The sequence below is a fragment of the Pseudomonas khavaziana genome (assembly GCF_019145205.1).
Taxonomy (GTDB): domain Bacteria; phylum Pseudomonadota; class Gammaproteobacteria; order Pseudomonadales; family Pseudomonadaceae; genus Aquipseudomonas; species Aquipseudomonas khavaziana.
This window is the reverse complement of record NZ_JAHSTT010000001.1, coordinates 772,915-787,431: the sequence shown is the minus strand read 5'-3', so window position 1 is coordinate 787,431 and position 14,517 is coordinate 772,915. Positions and strand designations below refer to the sequence as shown.

The window sequence follows — 14,517 nt, the reverse complement described above, 5'->3', positions numbered from 1 at the left end:
ATATCCGTTGCTTAGGTAACGGCCACTTATGGTTCCGCTTTTACAGCGGCTCACTTTTGAAAAGCGCAGAAATAAGCAAAACGCTCTTGCCCCACCAATCGGCACCTCGCCCAGGCTCGGTGTGCCCGTAATCCGACATTGATTTGCGGCCAGCGTGGTTTAACGGGGCGCCTAAGATCAAAAGCACAGCGAGGCGGCCTTATAGCCGACCTGATCGTTGAAGCGTGCGCGTACAACTGTGGGAGCGGGCTTGCCCGCGAAGGTCGTTAACGATGACGCGGGAAAGCAGAAAGAACGCGGCGTTCTCAGGTTTTTCGCGAGCAAGCTCGCTCCTACAGAAAAGCAAAAGCGCCGCCAGCGTATCTGCGATGCGCAGCGAGTCGCTCTTGATCTTGATCTCAGGCGCCCCGTTAAACCACGCTGGCCGAACGCAGGCTTGAAGCCGCGGGTAACCCGGCAGGACGCCGGGTGGCCGTTACCTAAACAACGGATATGTACCCAGGACGAAAACCAACATCCTCGGCTATCAGGCCGCCACTGGAGCAAGCTCCCTAGTTTGCTGCGCGACAGCGTCACATCGAAGATGTGGTGGCACTCCCACAAATCAACTGAATCGATTTACTGTTAAATCTGACAGTAGATTTTCACTGACATTAGTATTATTCATTAATCACGAAAAAGGCTGTTAAATACTACTGACACTGATGAGAACTCCATCATGACGACTATCGAAAAACGCGCAACTACAGGTCGCTTAGAAGCCGATATCGAAGGTGACACTGAACGGTGGGTGGCTGACTCAGTTATCTATGAGGCCGACACGAACTCTTTTGTAGTAGGTGGTCCAGAAGGAGGATTCATGTTCAAAGGTTTGTATTTTACATTCCCCACAAATATCTCTATTGGCGAGCATGCAATCAATAGAGATACCAGAGTCGGCGCGTGGTTCAATCCCGGGAGGGCAAACAGCTGGCATGCCGATGAAAAAGGAGGAACGGTGAATGTGTTATCAGTTTCCTCGAACGAAGCTTCTATCAAAATATCTTTCAATTTTGTTGCAGTTAACCCGGCAAACAACCAAGAACGTAAGAAAATAGATGGCGAGGGCGAGTTCGAGGGACACTCCCTTAAAAGCGACGTAAAATATAAAAAATAATAATTATTTGCCACCCGCATAAATAAAGCGTTTATCTTCAACTTCGAGGAAAACGAAATATAAATATACCCCTTGCATCGGTCATATATGAGAGCGAAGGCACTTTGACGCCCCCCCCCCACACCTACAACGTCGCTCTCAATTTTTTTGACTGGATGGGTACTCAGGGTTTCAGCGGACGCTCCTGGTCCCGCTCGGAAAGCTCAGTCCCATCATCGGGATGCTTCCAGGTCTGCGGTTTTTCCTCCTCCTGTCGCCGGGGTTGTTCGCGCTCCGACTCATTCTGCCGTTTCTGTTCGTCAGCCATTACCACCTCCCATCCGTAAGAATTGGACACAGGCTCAAGTATAGAACAAGGCAGGTCTTTTGACGGAGGCACTGATTGATAGCCAGCGCGCATCAATCCATCCAAATTTGTCACTTATCATTTCTAAATGTGTCAGCCACTATCCCAAGTCTTAAGCGAAACAAGCACTTTAAAAAGAACGCTGGAGACACAAAACCATGACTAGCCCTTCCCGGCCCGACGCTGCCAGTTCGAAAGTGGGCGCGGTATTGCGCGTTACTTCGGGCAACTTCCTCGAACAGTTCGACTTCTTCCTATTCGGTTTCTACGCCACCTATATCGCTGCCGCGTTCTTCCCGGCGGCTAATGAGTTTGCGTCATTAATGATGACCTTTGCCGTGTTCGGCGCGGGTTTCCTGATGCGTCCCCTGGGCGCAATCATCCTGGGGGCCTACATTGATGATGTGGGTCGTCGTAAGGGCCTGATTGTGACCTTGGCGATCATGGCCAGCGGCACCCTGCTGATCGTGCTGGTGCCGGGTTATCAAACCATCGGCCTGTGGGCCCCGGCGCTGGTGCTGGTGGGCCGCCTGCTGCAAGGCTTCTCCGCCGGTGCGGAATTGGGCGGTGTGTCGGTTTACCTTTCCGAAATGGCCACGCCGGGCCGCAAAGGCTTCTACACCAGCTGGCAGTCGGGCAGCCAACAGATCTCCATCGTGGTGGCCGCCGCGCTGGGCTACGGCCTGAACGTGTGGATGGAGCCGGCGGTAGTAGCCGATTGGGGCTGGCGCATTCCGTTTGCCCTCGGCTGCGTGATCATCCCGTTCATCTTCGTGCTGCGCCGCAACCTGCAGGAAACTGAAGAGTTCGCCAACCGCAAGCATCGCCCAACCATGCGCGAAGTGCTGGCGACCCTGGCCTCGAACTGGACCATGGTGATTGGCGGCATGCTGATGGTGGCCATGACCACTACGGCGTTCTACCTGATCACGGTGTACGCGCCGACCTTCGGCAAGACCGTTCTGCACCTGAGCACCTCCGATGCCCTGCTGGTGACGCTATTGGTGGCTGTGTCGAACTTTGTCTGGCTACCGATCGGGGGCACCCTGAGCGACCGCTTCGGCCGCAAGCCAGTACTGGTGGCGATGACCGCACTGACCTTGATCACCGCCTACCCGGCATTGTCGTACGTGGTCAATGCACCGAGCTTTGTGCACATGCTCGAAACCCTGTTGTGGTTCTCGTTCCTGTACGGCATGTACAACGGCGCCATGATCCCTGCGCTGACCGAAATCATGCCAGTGGAAGTGCGCGTGGCGGGCTTCTCCCTGGCCTATAGCCTGGCAACGGCGATCTTCGGTGGGTTCACGCCGGCGATTTCCACCTGGTTCATTCACATCACCGAAGACAAGGCATCGCCGGCTTACTGGATGATGTTCGCTGCGCTCTGCGCCCTGTGCTCCACCCTGGCGTTGTATCGCCGCGCCAATACCCGTGGTCAAGTCATGCAGGAGGCTGTGCAATGAAGCTTTTCAATACCCTGGCCGCACTGGCCCTCGGTACCCTGGCGCTGGCGGCCCAGGCCGAAGAACTCAAGGTAATGACCTCTGGTGGCTTCACCGCTGCCTACAAGTTGCTCGGCCCGCAATACGCCAAGCAAAGCGGTGACACCCTCGACACCATCCTCGGCCCCTCCATGGGCAAGTCGCCGGAAGCGATTCCCAACCGCCTGGCCCGTGGCGAACATGCCGATGTGGTGATCATGGTCGGCTACGCACTGGACGAGCTGATCAAACAGGGCAAGGTCGACCCCGCATCCCGCGTGGAACTGGCGGATTCGCGGATTGGGCTGGTGGTGAAAGAAGGCGCGGCGAAACCTGCAATCAATACCGATGCCGAACTCAAGGCCGTGCTGAGCAAGGCTAAATCCGTGGCGTATTCGGACAGTGCCAGCGGTGTCTATGTCGAGAAGGAGCTGTTCAAGAAACTCGGTATGCCGGCCAAAGGCACCATGATCGAACGCGTGCCGGTGGGCGAGCAGGTAGCCAAGGGTGACTACGAAGTCGGCTTGCAACAGGTGGCTGAATTGTTGCCGGTCAAGGGTGTGACGTTTGTCGGCAAGATCCCGGAAAACGTGCAGTCGGTGACACGCTTTGCGGCGGGCATTCCGGTCAACGCCGAACACCCCGAAGAGGCCAAGGCGCTGCTGCAGTTCATGGCCTCGCCGCAAGCTCAACCGGTGGTGCAATCCACCGGCCTGGACTCGGTGTCACGCTGACCGAAACGGCATCTCCCGCACCAATCGCTCCAACTCCAGCGCCGCTGGCGGCAATGTCCGCCCGCGGCGCTTGATCAAGCCTACGTTGCGCATCACCTGCGGCTCTACCAAGGGCACACTCACCAGAATCGGGTGCTCGCACGCCGGCATCGCAATCGACGGCACCATCGCCACGCCCAACCCCGCCTCTACCAGCCCGATCATCGTGGTCACGTGGTGAGTCTCGCAGATACTCGGCTTTTTCACGCGCACGCCACGCAGGGCCTGGTCGAGCAGGAAACGGTTGCCCGAGGTTTTGTCCACGGTGATGTAGTCGTGTTCGTAGGCTTCGGTCCACGTCACGCTCTCACGTGCGGCCAGCGGATGGTCACGACGACAGGCGAGCACATAACGCTCCTGCAGCAATAGTTCGAACTCCACTTCATCGGCCAGACTGCCGCTGAAACTCACGCCAAAGTCCGCCTCGCCACTGGCCACCGCATTGCTCACCTCACCAGCACTGGCATCCAGCACCCGCAGGCGAATCTTCGGATACAGCTTGTGGAATTCGGAGATCACGTGGGGCATGAAGTAATAGGCGGTGGATGGCACACAGGCGATGGTGACGTTGCCCATGCGCGTCGACGCGACGTTACTGATGCCCATCAGGGCGATGTCCAGGTCATCGAGCATGCGCTCCACCTGGGGCAAGAATGCACGACCGACCATGGTCAGGCTGACCCGGCGCGTGGTGCGCTCGAACAGCTTTACATCAAGGGCAGATTCAAGCTTCTCGATACGCCGGCTGAGGGCCGGCTGCGAGATACGGATGGCCTCTGCGGCGCCACGGAAACTGCCCTTGTCTACCACGGCGCGGAAGGCTTGGAGGTCGTTGAGGTCGAAGTTGATGATCACGGGAGACAGGCCAAAGTGGTCGGGATGGCGAGCATTATCGTATGGGAGCCGATGGGATGCCATGCGAGCCGGAGCCGGTTTGCCGAGATAACCCTGTTACAGATATCAAGTCATACATTTCAGCAGCTTATCGGCCACCTACGGCCACGCGGTCGCCAAAACGAGTCAATACTTGCGGCCTGACCCACACAAATGGAGACGCAGCCACTTATGCAAACCTACCCCTTCTGGATGGACGGCGAGGCGCCGGATATCGGCATTGATCAACTGCTTCTTGCATCGCGCCAATGGTCAAGTAGGATTGAATCCTACTCACCTCTGGCGGACATCCCAATGCGCTCAACCCAGCAAATGAGCATCACCTTGCCCCTTGAAATGGCGGCCCTGGTCAAAGCCAAGGTAGCTGCCGGCGAATATGCCAGCGAAAGCGAAGTGATTCGCGACGGATTGCGGGTGCTGCTGGCACGTGACCGTGCCATGGAAGATTGGCTGAGGGACGAAGTCATCCCGGCAGCGACCGCTCTTGAGGCACAGCCTGCGCGCGGGTTATCCGCAGAACAGGTTCGCGAGCATATGGCAGCCAGACGTCAGCGCAAAGGCACCGGGAACGCGTGAGCTACTCGGTAGTTTTTTCGCCTGAAGTCCTGGCGCAACTCGATGCCCTTGAAGACTACATCAGCGATGTCGGCTCCCCCTCGATAGCGGCGCGATTTATCGACAACCTCGTCAACTACTGTGAAAGCCTTGGCCTGTTCCCCTTGCGTGGCGCGCGCCGTGACGACCTGCTTACCGGCTTGCGCATCACGCACTATCGTCGCAGCACCATCATCGCGTTCAGGGTGAGGCCTGAATGCGAAACGGTGTCGATAGTGGGTGTGTTTTATGGCGGGCAAGACTACACGGCATTGTTGTAGGATGAAGGAAGCGAGCGCCCACTGACGGATGAGAAGCCTGCTGAAAACTGATCGGCAGGCTTTTAGCGCTTAATCGCCTGATAACTTCTCCCAAGCCGCTGGCGCACTGAAAAACGCCTGCGCATTACTGTCCAGCGTCTCCAGGTGATACCCCCCCTCCTGCACGATCAAGCACGGCAACCCCAGCCCTCGAATGCACTGCCCCAGCCGCGCAAAGCCTTCCCGCGTCACCGCGACCTTGCTTTGCGGGTCCAGCTCATAAATATCGAAACCCAGTGACAACACCAGCACATCCGCCGAGAAGTCCTTCACCGCTGTCAGGGCCAGTTCCAGCTTTTCGAAAAACAGCGCTTCGCTGGCACCATGGGGCATGGGCAGGTTGAGGTTGAATCCTAAGCCTGCGCCATCGCCTTTTTCCTCGGCAAAGCCGGCCACCCCTGGATAGAAGTTAGTCGGATCGCCATGGATAGACACGTAGAGCACGTCATCGCGCTGGTAGAAAATCTCCTGGATGCCTTGGCCGTGGTGCATGTCGGTGTCGAGCACCGCGACGCGCTGGAAGCCCTGACGCAACGCTTGCGCAGCCACCGCCGCGTTATTGATGTAACAGAAGCCGCCTGCCGCATCGAAGCGGGCGTGATGGCCCGGTGGGCGGCACAAGGCGTAGGCGGCAGGTGCGCCATCGAGGATGGCCTGGGCAGCGGCAACCGCGCTCTGGGCTGACCAATAAGCCGAGCGCCAGGTCAGCTCACCGACCGGGCAACTGCCATCGGCCAGGTAACGTGCCGCCTGGGCAAGAATGCCGCGCAGGGCGTTGGGCTCGCGTACGAAGATGTTGGACATGACTTCGTCGCCCCAGTCTTCGGGGATTTCCTTCCAGCGCTGGTGAGCCTCCTGGAGAAAATCCAGGTATGCCGCGCCGTGTACGGCGAGCAGCGGCGCCATGCCGTAGTCGACCGGTTGCTGGATATTAAAGCCCAGGGTTTGCGCGGCCAGCAGCAAATTGCGCGCACGCTCGGGGACCTCCTGTGGCGTGCGCATCTGGCCACGAGAGTAGTAGCTGCGTGGGTAATGCAGCAGTTGTTCGGGGTGAAAGAATGTACGCATAAGAATATTCCTTACTGAACCCGGCCGGCGCGTTTCAACACGGCGTTGAGCAATACATCAGTGCCCTGGCGCACGTCTTCAGGCAACACGTCTTCGGCTTCGTTGTGGCTCAGGCCACCGACGCAGGGGATGAAGATCATCGCAGTCGGGCAATAGCGCGCCAGGTGAATGGCGTCGTGGCCGGCGCCGCTGACAATGCTCTGCTGGCTGTAACCCAAGGCGTCCACCGACGCTTGCACACAGGCCACGCACTCAGCATCGAACGGCGTGGCCGGGCTGATCCAGTGCGGTGTGATGGTTACGCTCAGGCCACGGTTGTCGGCTATCGCCTGCAGGCGTGCGCGCACTTGCTGCTCCATGGCGTCGATAGCGGCGTCGCGGTGATGGCGCAGATCCACAGTGAAGTCGAGCACACCAGGAATGGTGTTGCGCGACGACTTGACGATGTTCAGCTCACCCACGGTGGTCAGGCCTTGCGGGGCAAAATCGGCAGCGAGGTTTTCCAGGGCCTGGATCATTTTTGCGGCGCCGTACAACGCGTCTTTGCGCAACGCCATCGGCGTGGTGCCCGCATGGGCTGCCATGCCTTCGACCCGTACATCGAGCCAACGAATCGCCTGGCCGCCGGTCACCACGCCGATGGTTTTGGCGTTGTCTTCCAGGATCGGGCCTTGCTCGATATGTGCTTCGAAATAGGCGTCCACCGCCCCACCCAATGCACGCTCACCGTTATAGCCGGTGGCGCGCAACGCCTCGTCCACGCTGACGCCATCACCGTCGGTGGTCGCCAGCGCCTTGTCCAGCGCGAGGGCGCCGGTGAAGACCGCCGAGCCCAGCATCGCCGGGGTGAAACGCGCACCCTCTTCGTTGGTCCACACCGCAATTTCCAGGGGCTTGCGCGTCTGGATGCCGTGGTCGTCGAGGCTGCGAATCACCTCCAGGCCAGCCAATACGCCGTATACGCCATCGAAGCGCCCGCCTTCGGGCTGGGTATCGAGATGGCTGCCGATCATTACCGGGGCGGCGCCATTGTCGGTACCCGCGCGACGGGCGAACAGGTTGCCGATGGCATCCACGCTCAACGTCAGGCCAGCGGCTTTACACCAGTGACTGAACAGCTCGCGACCGGCCTTGTCTTCGGCGCTCAACGCCAGGCGGCAGCTGCCGCCGCGTGCGGTAGCGCCGATCTCGGCCATGGCCATCAGGCTGGCCCACAGGCGCTCGCCATTAATCTTCAACATTGCTGACTTCCTCAACTGTGTGCCATTTCCAGGCGGTGGGCCGTAGCATGGCGGCGGGACAAGGCCAGCACGCACACCAACGAGACCGCCGCGATCACGCTGTAAAACACTGCCATCGGCCACCATTGACCTTGGTACTGATGGGCCAGCCAGGTGCCGATCAACGGTGTCAGGCCACCGGCCAACGCACCGCATACCTGATAAGCCAGGGAGATCGCGGTGTAGCGCACGCGCGTTTCAAACAAGCCGCTGACAAAACCTGCAATGACGGCGTAGAACGACGCCATGCACACCACCGCCAGGGCAATGCCGAGGATGATCAAAAGCGCCTGGCCGCTGCTGACCAATACGAACATCGGGTACGGCGAGGCCATTGCCAGCACGCACATGGCGCACAGAAACCGCGTAGCGCCGACCTTCTCCGCCACCCAGGCGGCCAGTGGCTGAACGCAGAATTGAATAATGGCGACGAAGAACAGGCATTCCAGAATCAGCGAGCGCGGCAGGTTCAGTTGCTGAGTGCTGTAGGCAATCATGAAGGTGTTGGTGAAATACACGCCGGCAATCCCCAACGTGTTGGCGCCAATGCACAACAACAGTGGGCGCCAAGCGGTTTTCAGCACTTCCAGCACGGGGGCTTGGTCCTTCTTGATCGCCCGCGCTTTTTCCGCCAGGGCTTTGTCTTCGAGGAACTCCGGCGACTCGTTCACACCCAAGCGAATCGCCAGGCCAACGACCAACAACAAGGCACTGGCTAGAAAGGGCAGGCGCCAGCCCCAACTGAGCAGGTCTTCTTCGGGCAAACGGGTCACCGCACTGAACGCCAGCAGGGAAAGGATCAAACCCGCCGGGCTACCCAACTGCGCGAAGGACGCAAAGAAATTACGCCGCCCCTTTGGCGCATGCTCGCCAGCCATCAACACCGCCCCGCCCCACTCGCCACCGACCGCAATGCCCTGCACTACCCGCAGCAGTATCAGCAGCACCGGCGCGGCAGCACCGATCTGTGCGTAGGTCGGCAACAGGCCAATGCACACCGTGACCACGCCCATCATGACCAGGGTAATCACCAGGGATTTCTTGCGGCCGATACGGTCACCGATATGGCCGAACACGATGCCGCCCAATGGCCGGGCGAAAAAGCCTACGGCGAAAGTGCCGAACGCAGCCATGGTGCTGAACAGCTTATCGTCGGATGGGAAAAACAGCTGACCGAACACCAGCGCCGCAGCGGTGGCATAGATGTAAAAGTCGTACCACTCGATCATGGTGCCGATAAAAGCGGCGGCCGCGGCACGGCGAGGCTGCGGCGAAGCGGAAGGCTTCATGGGGCTGGCTCCTTTGGTTATTTTTTTGGCAGGAGAAGGTCGAACCGGTGCGCTCTGGTGGCGCTTGTTAAGCCCGATTTTTCGGCTCCGGGCTATGATTAGTCAATTTTCTATTTATTATCTTGATTATAAATCCTGCTTATTATCGAGCGATGCCATGTCCCAATCCCGTCGCGATATTCATCCGCTGCTCAACGACCGTCTGGACTGGAACCTGCTGCGCACCTTCCGCGTGATCGGCCAGGAACTGAGCATCAGCCGCGCCGCCGCGCGCCTGCACCTGACGCAACCGGCCATCAGCCAGGCGCTCAAGCGTCTGGAAGAGCAACTCGACTGCCAGCTCATCGTGCGCCGTGGCCCGCGCTTCGTGCTCACCGAGGCCGGTGAACAGATCTTCGCGATCGCCGGCGAGATGTACGGCCAGGTGTCGCAGATGAGCAACGCCGTGCAAAAGCCCGGTGATGAAGTGATCGGCAAGGTGCGCTTGCTGATGATCAGCCGGATTAATTCCGACACCTTCGATGACTTTCTCGCAGGCTTTCATCGTGAACATCCGCGGGTCGATCTGGAAGTCGAAGTGATGCGCAGCTCCGACATCGTCGCCGCCCTGCTGGAAAAAACCGCGACCCTTGGGCTCAGTCTCAATCGTCGGCCGCAACCGCGCCTGGAACAGCACCTCTTTTTGCGTCAGCGTTACGCTTTTTTCTGCGGAAAACACCATCGATTGTTTGGGCGCAAAGGCCTGGCCGAGGGGGATTTGCAGTCGGAAAACTTCGTGAGTTTTACCAGCGACCAGATTGGCGGAATGCTCTCGCCGCTGACGATTTTCCGTGATCAGCAAGGGTTCGGTGGGAGGATCGTGGCGTCATCTTCCAGCCTGGAAGAAGTGCGGCGTTTGGTGATTGCCGGGTTTGGCTTGGGGTGTTTGCCCATTCATGTGGTGGCGGACGATGTGAAGAACGGGCTGCTGTGGCGGTTGCCGCCGGATGAGGGGATTGCGGATGTGGATATTCATCTGCTGTGGAACCGGGAGCAGAAGATGAGCCGGGCGGAGGGGGTGTTTATTGAGTGTCTTTTGGGGCGGTTGGCCGACGTATAATTGGCCACATCCTGCGTGTCAAAAAGCAGTTACAACTCACTGGATGCACGTCGAAGCACGCACGGCTAGGATTGCAGTCAACTAAGCCAATGGCGTACATTAGCGATGATTTTCATAGAGACGTCAGTCTTCACCCGTCGCGTTAAAGAATTGATCGACGAGGATGCCTACACGGCTCTTCAGAACGTGTTGGTAGTCAACCCTTCTGCTGGCGATGTAATCGAGGGTACGGGTGGAGTTCGCAAGATACGAGTAGCAGCCAAGGGCCATGGCAAACGAGGCGGGGCGCGGGTGATCTATTACCACTTCGTCTCGGCATCACAGATTGTTCTACTGATGATCTATCCCAAAAATGAACAGCAGGACTTGACTGCCGACGAGCGCAAGTCACTGAAGGCTGCGATTGAGCACTGGAGATAGCTATGAGCAGATTTTTTAATGAACTGATGGAAAGCGTTCAAGAGATGAACGAGATCCTGCGCGGAGAACGCGAACCTTCTCGTGAATTCCATGTTGATTCAATGCGAGTCAAAGAGATCCGCAAGGCGACAGGGCTGACCCAGGCTAAATTCGCAGCGCTGATTGATGTGCAACTTGGCACATTACGTAACTGGGAGCAGGGTCGTCGTGAACCTACCGGACCAGCAAAGGCATTGTTGAAAGCTATCCATAATGACCCAGTCCATGTACTGAATGCGTTGGCTAGCTAAAATAAGACTCCACCGCTGCGCCTTAACCATCGTCATAACCGGAAAAGCTCGGAGCTGACTCAGCGACGGGCTTTTTCGTTTGTGCGGCAGATTTAAGGCTTTTTAAAATCTCACATCGATAGCACTGATGATTACTATCGAAACGAGCGCCTGAACGATTGCCGCCACTGATTCCTATAATCGCTCCAAATTCCCTCCTCGCCTGGCTTCAGGCGATATTCCTCCCGGAACCCAATCCCATGCCAAGCGCGAGCCAGGCCCCTAGCGGGCTTCCCGAACATAATCAACAAAGCGTCAAACAGCAGTGGCTGGCGATTCTTTCAGTCGCCGTGGGTGCCTTCGCCCTGGTGACCAGTGAATTCCTGCCGGTGGGCGTACTCAACGACGTCGCCAGCGACCTGGGCATCAGTGCCGGTCACGCCGGATTGATGGTCACATTGCCCGGCATCATGGCCGCTCTCGCCGCGCCGTTTCTGTCGGTCAGCATTGGCGCCATGGACCGTCGCTATCTGCTGATTGGCCTGACACTGGTGATGATCATCGCCAACTCGGTGGTGGCCTTCGCCACCGATTTCAGCCTGCTGCTGTTCGGCCGCGTATTGCTCGGCATCAGCATCGGCGGCTTCTGGGCCACGGCCATTGCCCTCAGCGGGCGGCTAGCGCCCAAAGGCGTTGGGGTTGCGAAAGCCACGTCGATCATCATGATGGGCGTGACCCTGGCCACCGTTCTGGGCGTGCCTGTGGGTACCTGGCTCAGCGGCCTGATGGGCTGGCGCATGACCTTCCTGGTCACGGCGTTGGTGGGCATACCGGTGCTGCTGGCGCAGATTTTTCTGCTGCCGCGACTCACCCCGGAAAAGGCCATTGAGATCCGTGACCTGCCCGCGTTGTTTATCAACCCACAGGCGCGAGTCGGCTTGATCGCAGTGTTGCTCATCGGCTTGGCGCACTTTGCTGCGTATACCTATGTCGCGCCCTTCTTCAAAAACAGCTCCGGCTTTGACGGCCCGACAATTGGTTCATTGCTGCTGCTCTACGGTGTGGCCGGGGTAATGGGCAATATCTTTGCCGGTTTCGCCGCCAACCGCAGCGTACGTCACACCCTGCTGCTGGTTGCGTTGATGATCGGTACCAGCACCGCACTGTTCCCCTACTTCGCCACCGGCCTGACAGGCGCCTCGATGCTGATCGCACTCTGGGGTTTCGCCTTCGGCGCCTTCCCGGCTTGCGCCAGCATCTGGATGTTTGTCGTGGCCCCCAAGGATGTCGAACGCGGCATGCCACTGTTTGTGGCGCTGTTTCAGGTGATCATTGCCCTGGGCTCGTTCTTTGGCGGGCGCATCGTCGACCAGATGGGCAGCTCGGTGTTGTTGAGCCTGGCCACGGTGTTGGTGGGGTTCGGGTTTGCGACCGTGCTGGTATTGGGGCGCAAGGTCAGCAATAGCCTGGTGGCGCAGCCTGCCTGACCGGGTTAGATGCGCAAAAAAGCCTGCTGAGCATTGAGTTCAGCAGGCTTTTTTCGTTTCAGGGAGCAGGTACTTATTTGGCCGTGGGGAAATCACGCTCGAGGACGGCATCCACCAGCATTTGCGCGTTTTCGATCAATTGAGCCAGGGCCATGATCACGGGCGACTGCGTGCTGTCAGGATCTTCGGCGCATTGATAGGCGGTTTGCAGGGCGGATGAAAGGATTTCGGTAGCGTTGGTGAGGGCTTCTTCGGTGCCGACATCTGCACCTACATGGAAGATTTTCCGAGGGGAAAATTCGGAGTCAGAATCGAGATTGCTCATTGTGTAGCTCCTGTATGCAATGGGAGCTGCCACATCCCGCTGTCAAACAGAATCAGGTGGCAGCTATGCGCGGGTTGACAGACCGGTATACAGGACCCGGCGCACCCGAAGATGCCCCACGCACAGCCGCCATAAAACGACGTCACAGCAGAAGAGCCTGTAATCGCATGGAGGTCGTACACCTGTAAATCAGTCTGTCAAAACCGGTCGCCATTAGGGCGACGGCGAAAGGTTAGCGTCCTGCCCCAGTCAACGCAACCCTGCTGGAAAACTGTCGAACCGGCACAACGTAAGCACCTGTTTCGGAAAAGCTTGGTAACCAGAATTCCGGCGAGGAAGCTTGTGTGCACAAGCCTGCAAGCTAGCCTCAAAAAGGTCGCCGCCGTGGCGACATACTGTCAAGGATGCTGATATGCCAACGAGATATCGCGATGCGGTCACAGGTGAATACGTAACCGAGCAAGAGGCGAAGAAAAGACCAAGGGAAACGGTAAAAGAATCGGACAAAAAGCGCCCGGCAAAAGAGGATGAAGCGTTGATAGCGACCGTACGTGAGCGCCAGGCGTCTGCTCAGCGAGTGAAGGTTTCTCTAGACGACCTGTAGCCTTGATTTTACCGCGGGCCATTTGAATCGGCTCACGGGCCTGCGTCCTTAGTCAAGACATGTGCACTGAATGCCAGGAAATCGCCCAAATGTTTGGTGATGATCGCAACGGCAATAGGCAACTGAAGCGTCTGATACTCATGCACCGCGATATTGCGGAAACCGACCATGTTTTTCAGGTTAGTCAGTAAGGAAGGATTCACCCATCCTCCCTGCGCCAGCAGCTCAAACACGTCACGAGCACTTTGGGGGACACCGAGGCGCTCACGACGAATCAGATGTTGACCCATGTCCAGAGCCGCCTCGCAGGCACGCTGAATATTGAGAATGGCCGCATCTTGACGGGTGAAGTCAGTGGCAAAACTGGCTGGATCCTTTTCGTACTCCTCCCGAGCACGAGCAACGCAACGCTCAATACTGGCAGCCTTGTTGATGAGTACATCATCGGCCATATACCGTTCCATCCTTTTGAATGTCGACTAGCAGCTCTGCCCTGGCGCAATCCAATGCAGTTTTCTCGCTGAGTATGTAGCTCTCGAAGATACCCGCCTGACTGTCCTTGCTCCAGAGGCGGCGCCCTGTGGTTATGACTTGGTATTGCATGACCGTCGAGGCCGCGCGTAAGTCCAGCAAATCGACGGGGACCTTGACGATATCCGCTAATTCCCCGCATAGGCGCCACAGTTGCAGTGGGTCAATGCTTCCCTCAATCAGCACAGCCAAGTCAAGATCGCTGTCGGCATTTGCCTCGCCCGTCGCCTGGCTGCCAAAGACGTACACTGCCAAAAGACCTGGAAGGTTAGCCTGCAAATGCGTGAGCACTTTTTCAAAATTCATGATTGACCCGCATTGTCATCAGGTAATCACGACCGTAGCAGAATTCACCTGAGCATTTCTGCTACAAAAACAAAAACCCCCAACAACCTTTAAGTTATTGGGGGTTTCTGTTTATAAATAATGGCGGAGAGATAGGGATTCGAACCCTAGGTACCGGTGAAGGTACAACGGATTTCGAATCCGTCCCATTCGGCCACTCTGGCATCTCTCCAACGGCGCGCATCATAACAGTGTGTTTCGCGGAAGCAAACCCCAAAGGTGATTTTTTTCCG

At 57.8% G+C, this 14,517-nt stretch carries 17 protein-coding genes, 1 tRNA gene and 1 pseudogene; 10 read left to right on the top strand and 9 right to left on the bottom strand.

Annotated features, from left to right (window positions below; translation table 11 throughout):
* Window positions 1-718 precede the first annotated feature (718 nt).
* Entirely contained in the window at window positions 719-1,156 is a 438-nt protein-coding gene (locus KVH01_RS03585; protein WP_217880475.1) for a hypothetical protein, read from the top strand.
* A 163-nt stretch (window positions 1,157-1,319) separates the two neighbouring features.
* On the opposite strand, the gene KVH01_RS03580 is transcribed toward KVH01_RS03585, so the two are convergent.
* Window positions 1,320-1,463 (bottom strand): hypothetical protein, encoded by a 144-nt coding sequence (locus KVH01_RS03580; protein ID WP_173664474.1) that lies wholly within the window; start codon window positions 1,461-1,463, stop codon window positions 1,320-1,322.
* A 197-nt stretch (window positions 1,464-1,660) separates the two neighbouring features.
* Here KVH01_RS03580 and tcuC point away from each other — a divergent pair, with 197 nt between their 5' ends.
* Entirely contained in the window at window positions 1,661-2,968 is a 1,308-nt protein-coding gene (tcuC, locus tag KVH01_RS03575) for an MFS transporter (protein ID WP_043046441.1), read from the top strand.
* On the top strand, window positions 2,965-3,720 hold the full coding sequence (locus KVH01_RS03570; RefSeq protein ID WP_217880474.1) for a substrate-binding domain-containing protein: 756 nt from the start codon (window positions 2,965-2,967) through the stop codon (window positions 3,718-3,720). The genes tcuC and KVH01_RS03570 overlap by 4 nt, the downstream gene beginning before the upstream one ends.
* Here KVH01_RS03570 and KVH01_RS03565 read toward each other — a convergent pair.
* Complete coding sequence (locus tag KVH01_RS03565; protein WP_043046437.1) at window positions 3,712-4,614, bottom strand: LysR family transcriptional regulator; 903 nt, start codon at window positions 4,612-4,614, stop codon at window positions 3,712-3,714. The genes KVH01_RS03570 and KVH01_RS03565 overlap by 9 nt on opposite strands.
* Window positions 4,615-4,824: 210 nt before the next feature.
* On the opposite strand from KVH01_RS03565, the gene KVH01_RS03560 reads away from it, so the two are divergent.
* Together KVH01_RS03560 and KVH01_RS03555 are read left to right on the top strand one after the other, a co-directional pair.
* The gene (locus KVH01_RS03560) at window positions 4,825-5,229 is read left to right on the top strand and encodes a ribbon-helix-helix domain-containing protein (RefSeq protein WP_225924005.1); all 405 of its coding nucleotides are present in this window, start codon (window positions 4,825-4,827) and stop codon (window positions 5,227-5,229) included.
* A complete protein-coding gene (locus KVH01_RS03555; RefSeq protein ID WP_217880473.1) occupies window positions 5,226-5,528 on the top strand; it encodes a type II toxin-antitoxin system RelE/ParE family toxin in 303 nt (100 codons plus the stop codon). The genes KVH01_RS03560 and KVH01_RS03555 overlap by 4 nt, the downstream gene beginning before the upstream one ends.
* A 69-nt stretch (window positions 5,529-5,597) precedes the next feature.
* Here the strand turns inward: KVH01_RS03555 and KVH01_RS03550 are convergent, their stop codons facing one another.
* The 3 genes from KVH01_RS03550 to KVH01_RS03540 are packed head-to-tail and all read right to left on the bottom strand — an operon-like array spanning window position 5,598 to window position 9,204.
* Complete coding sequence (locus tag KVH01_RS03550) at window positions 5,598-6,635, bottom strand: histone deacetylase family protein (protein ID WP_217880472.1); 1,038 nt, start codon at window positions 6,633-6,635, stop codon at window positions 5,598-5,600.
* Window positions 6,636-6,646: 11 nt separating this feature from the next.
* Window positions 6,647-7,876 (bottom strand): Zn-dependent hydrolase, encoded by a 1,230-nt coding sequence (locus tag KVH01_RS03545; protein WP_217880471.1) that lies wholly within the window; start codon window positions 7,874-7,876, stop codon window positions 6,647-6,649.
* A gap of 11 nt (window positions 7,877-7,887) precedes the next feature.
* Complete coding sequence (locus KVH01_RS03540) at window positions 7,888-9,204, bottom strand: MFS transporter (protein WP_217880470.1); 1,317 nt, start codon at window positions 9,202-9,204, stop codon at window positions 7,888-7,890.
* A gap of 157 nt (window positions 9,205-9,361) precedes the next feature.
* Here KVH01_RS03540 and KVH01_RS03535 point away from each other — a divergent pair, with 157 nt between their 5' ends.
* The 4 genes from KVH01_RS03535 (at window position 9,362) to KVH01_RS03520 (ending at window position 12,479) form a co-directional block, all read left to right on the top strand.
* Entirely contained in the window at window positions 9,362-10,303 is a 942-nt protein-coding gene (locus KVH01_RS03535) for a LysR family transcriptional regulator (protein WP_217880469.1), read from the top strand.
* A 105-nt stretch (window positions 10,304-10,408) separates the two neighbouring features.
* A complete protein-coding gene (locus KVH01_RS03530; RefSeq protein ID WP_057022036.1) occupies window positions 10,409-10,723 on the top strand; it encodes a type II toxin-antitoxin system RelE/ParE family toxin in 315 nt (104 codons plus the stop codon).
* A 2-nt stretch (window positions 10,724-10,725) separates the two neighbouring features.
* Window positions 10,726-11,013: a NadS family protein gene (gene nadS, locus KVH01_RS03525; protein WP_057022035.1), complete on the top strand. Its 288-nt coding sequence runs from the start codon at window positions 10,726-10,728 to the stop codon at window positions 11,011-11,013.
* A 239-nt stretch (window positions 11,014-11,252) separates the two neighbouring features.
* Entirely contained in the window at window positions 11,253-12,479 is a 1,227-nt protein-coding gene (locus KVH01_RS03520) for an MFS transporter (RefSeq protein ID WP_217880468.1), read from the top strand.
* Between the two features lie 73 nt (window positions 12,480-12,552).
* On the opposite strand, the gene KVH01_RS03515 is transcribed toward KVH01_RS03520, so the two are convergent.
* A complete protein-coding gene (locus KVH01_RS03515; protein ID WP_005786036.1) occupies window positions 12,553-12,804 on the bottom strand; it encodes a DUF6124 family protein in 252 nt (83 codons plus the stop codon).
* A gap of 520 nt (window positions 12,805-13,324) precedes the next feature.
* Here KVH01_RS03515 and KVH01_RS03510 point away from each other — a divergent pair.
* Window positions 13,325-13,408: pseudogene (locus tag KVH01_RS03510) on the top strand (type II toxin-antitoxin system RelB/DinJ family antitoxin); the annotation flags it as partial.
* Window positions 13,409-13,440: 32 nt separating this feature from the next.
* Here the strand turns inward: KVH01_RS03510 and hepT are convergent.
* From hepT to KVH01_RS03495, 3 genes are all read right to left on the bottom strand, one after another.
* A complete protein-coding gene (gene hepT, locus KVH01_RS03505) occupies window positions 13,441-13,860 on the bottom strand; it encodes a type VII toxin-antitoxin system HepT family RNase toxin (RefSeq protein WP_217880467.1) in 420 nt (139 codons plus the stop codon).
* Entirely contained in the window at window positions 13,850-14,245 is a 396-nt protein-coding gene (gene mntA, locus KVH01_RS03500) for a type VII toxin-antitoxin system MntA family adenylyltransferase antitoxin (protein WP_005786031.1), read from the bottom strand. Before mntA ends, hepT begins: the two co-directional genes overlap by 11 nt.
* 121 nt (window positions 14,246-14,366) lie before the next feature.
* Window positions 14,367-14,456: transfer RNA gene (locus KVH01_RS03495), tRNA-Ser, on the bottom strand.
* Window positions 14,457-14,517 lie beyond the last annotated feature (61 nt).

Excerpts from the sequence above, each read along its gene's own strand:
- nadS (WP_057022035.1), top strand. The coding sequence starts at position 10,726 with ATGAGCAGATTTTTTAATGAACTGATGGAAAGCGTTCAAGAGATGAAC.
- KVH01_RS03560 (WP_225924005.1), top strand. The coding sequence starts at position 4,825 with ATGCAAACCTACCCCTTCTGGATGGACGGCGAGGCGCCGGATATCGGC.
- KVH01_RS03585 (WP_217880475.1), top strand. The coding sequence starts at position 719 with ATGACGACTATCGAAAAACGCGCAACTACAGGTCGCTTAGAAGCCGAT.
- KVH01_RS03535 (WP_217880469.1), top strand. The coding sequence starts at position 9,362 with ATGTCCCAATCCCGTCGCGATATTCATCCGCTGCTCAACGACCGTCTG.
- KVH01_RS03580 (WP_173664474.1), bottom strand. The coding sequence starts at position 1,463 with ATGGCTGACGAACAGAAACGGCAGAATGAGTCGGAGCGCGAACAACCC.
- KVH01_RS03540 (WP_217880470.1), bottom strand. The coding sequence starts at position 9,204 with ATGAAGCCTTCCGCTTCGCCGCAGCCTCGCCGTGCCGCGGCCGCCGCT.
- KVH01_RS03520 (WP_217880468.1), top strand. The coding sequence starts at position 11,253 with ATGCCAAGCGCGAGCCAGGCCCCTAGCGGGCTTCCCGAACATAATCAA.
- KVH01_RS03530 (WP_057022036.1), top strand. The coding sequence starts at position 10,409 with ATGATTTTCATAGAGACGTCAGTCTTCACCCGTCGCGTTAAAGAATTG.
- hepT (WP_217880467.1), bottom strand. The coding sequence starts at position 13,860 with ATGGCCGATGATGTACTCATCAACAAGGCTGCCAGTATTGAGCGTTGC.
- tcuC (WP_043046441.1), top strand. The coding sequence starts at position 1,661 with ATGACTAGCCCTTCCCGGCCCGACGCTGCCAGTTCGAAAGTGGGCGCG.
- KVH01_RS03550 (WP_217880472.1), bottom strand. The coding sequence starts at position 6,635 with ATGCGTACATTCTTTCACCCCGAACAACTGCTGCATTACCCACGCAGC.
- KVH01_RS03545 (WP_217880471.1), bottom strand. The coding sequence starts at position 7,876 with ATGTTGAAGATTAATGGCGAGCGCCTGTGGGCCAGCCTGATGGCCATG.
- KVH01_RS03515 (WP_005786036.1), bottom strand. The coding sequence starts at position 12,804 with ATGAGCAATCTCGATTCTGACTCCGAATTTTCCCCTCGGAAAATCTTC.
- KVH01_RS03570 (WP_217880474.1), top strand. The coding sequence starts at position 2,965 with ATGAAGCTTTTCAATACCCTGGCCGCACTGGCCCTCGGTACCCTGGCG.
- mntA (WP_005786031.1), bottom strand. The coding sequence starts at position 14,245 with ATGAATTTTGAAAAAGTGCTCACGCATTTGCAGGCTAACCTTCCAGGT.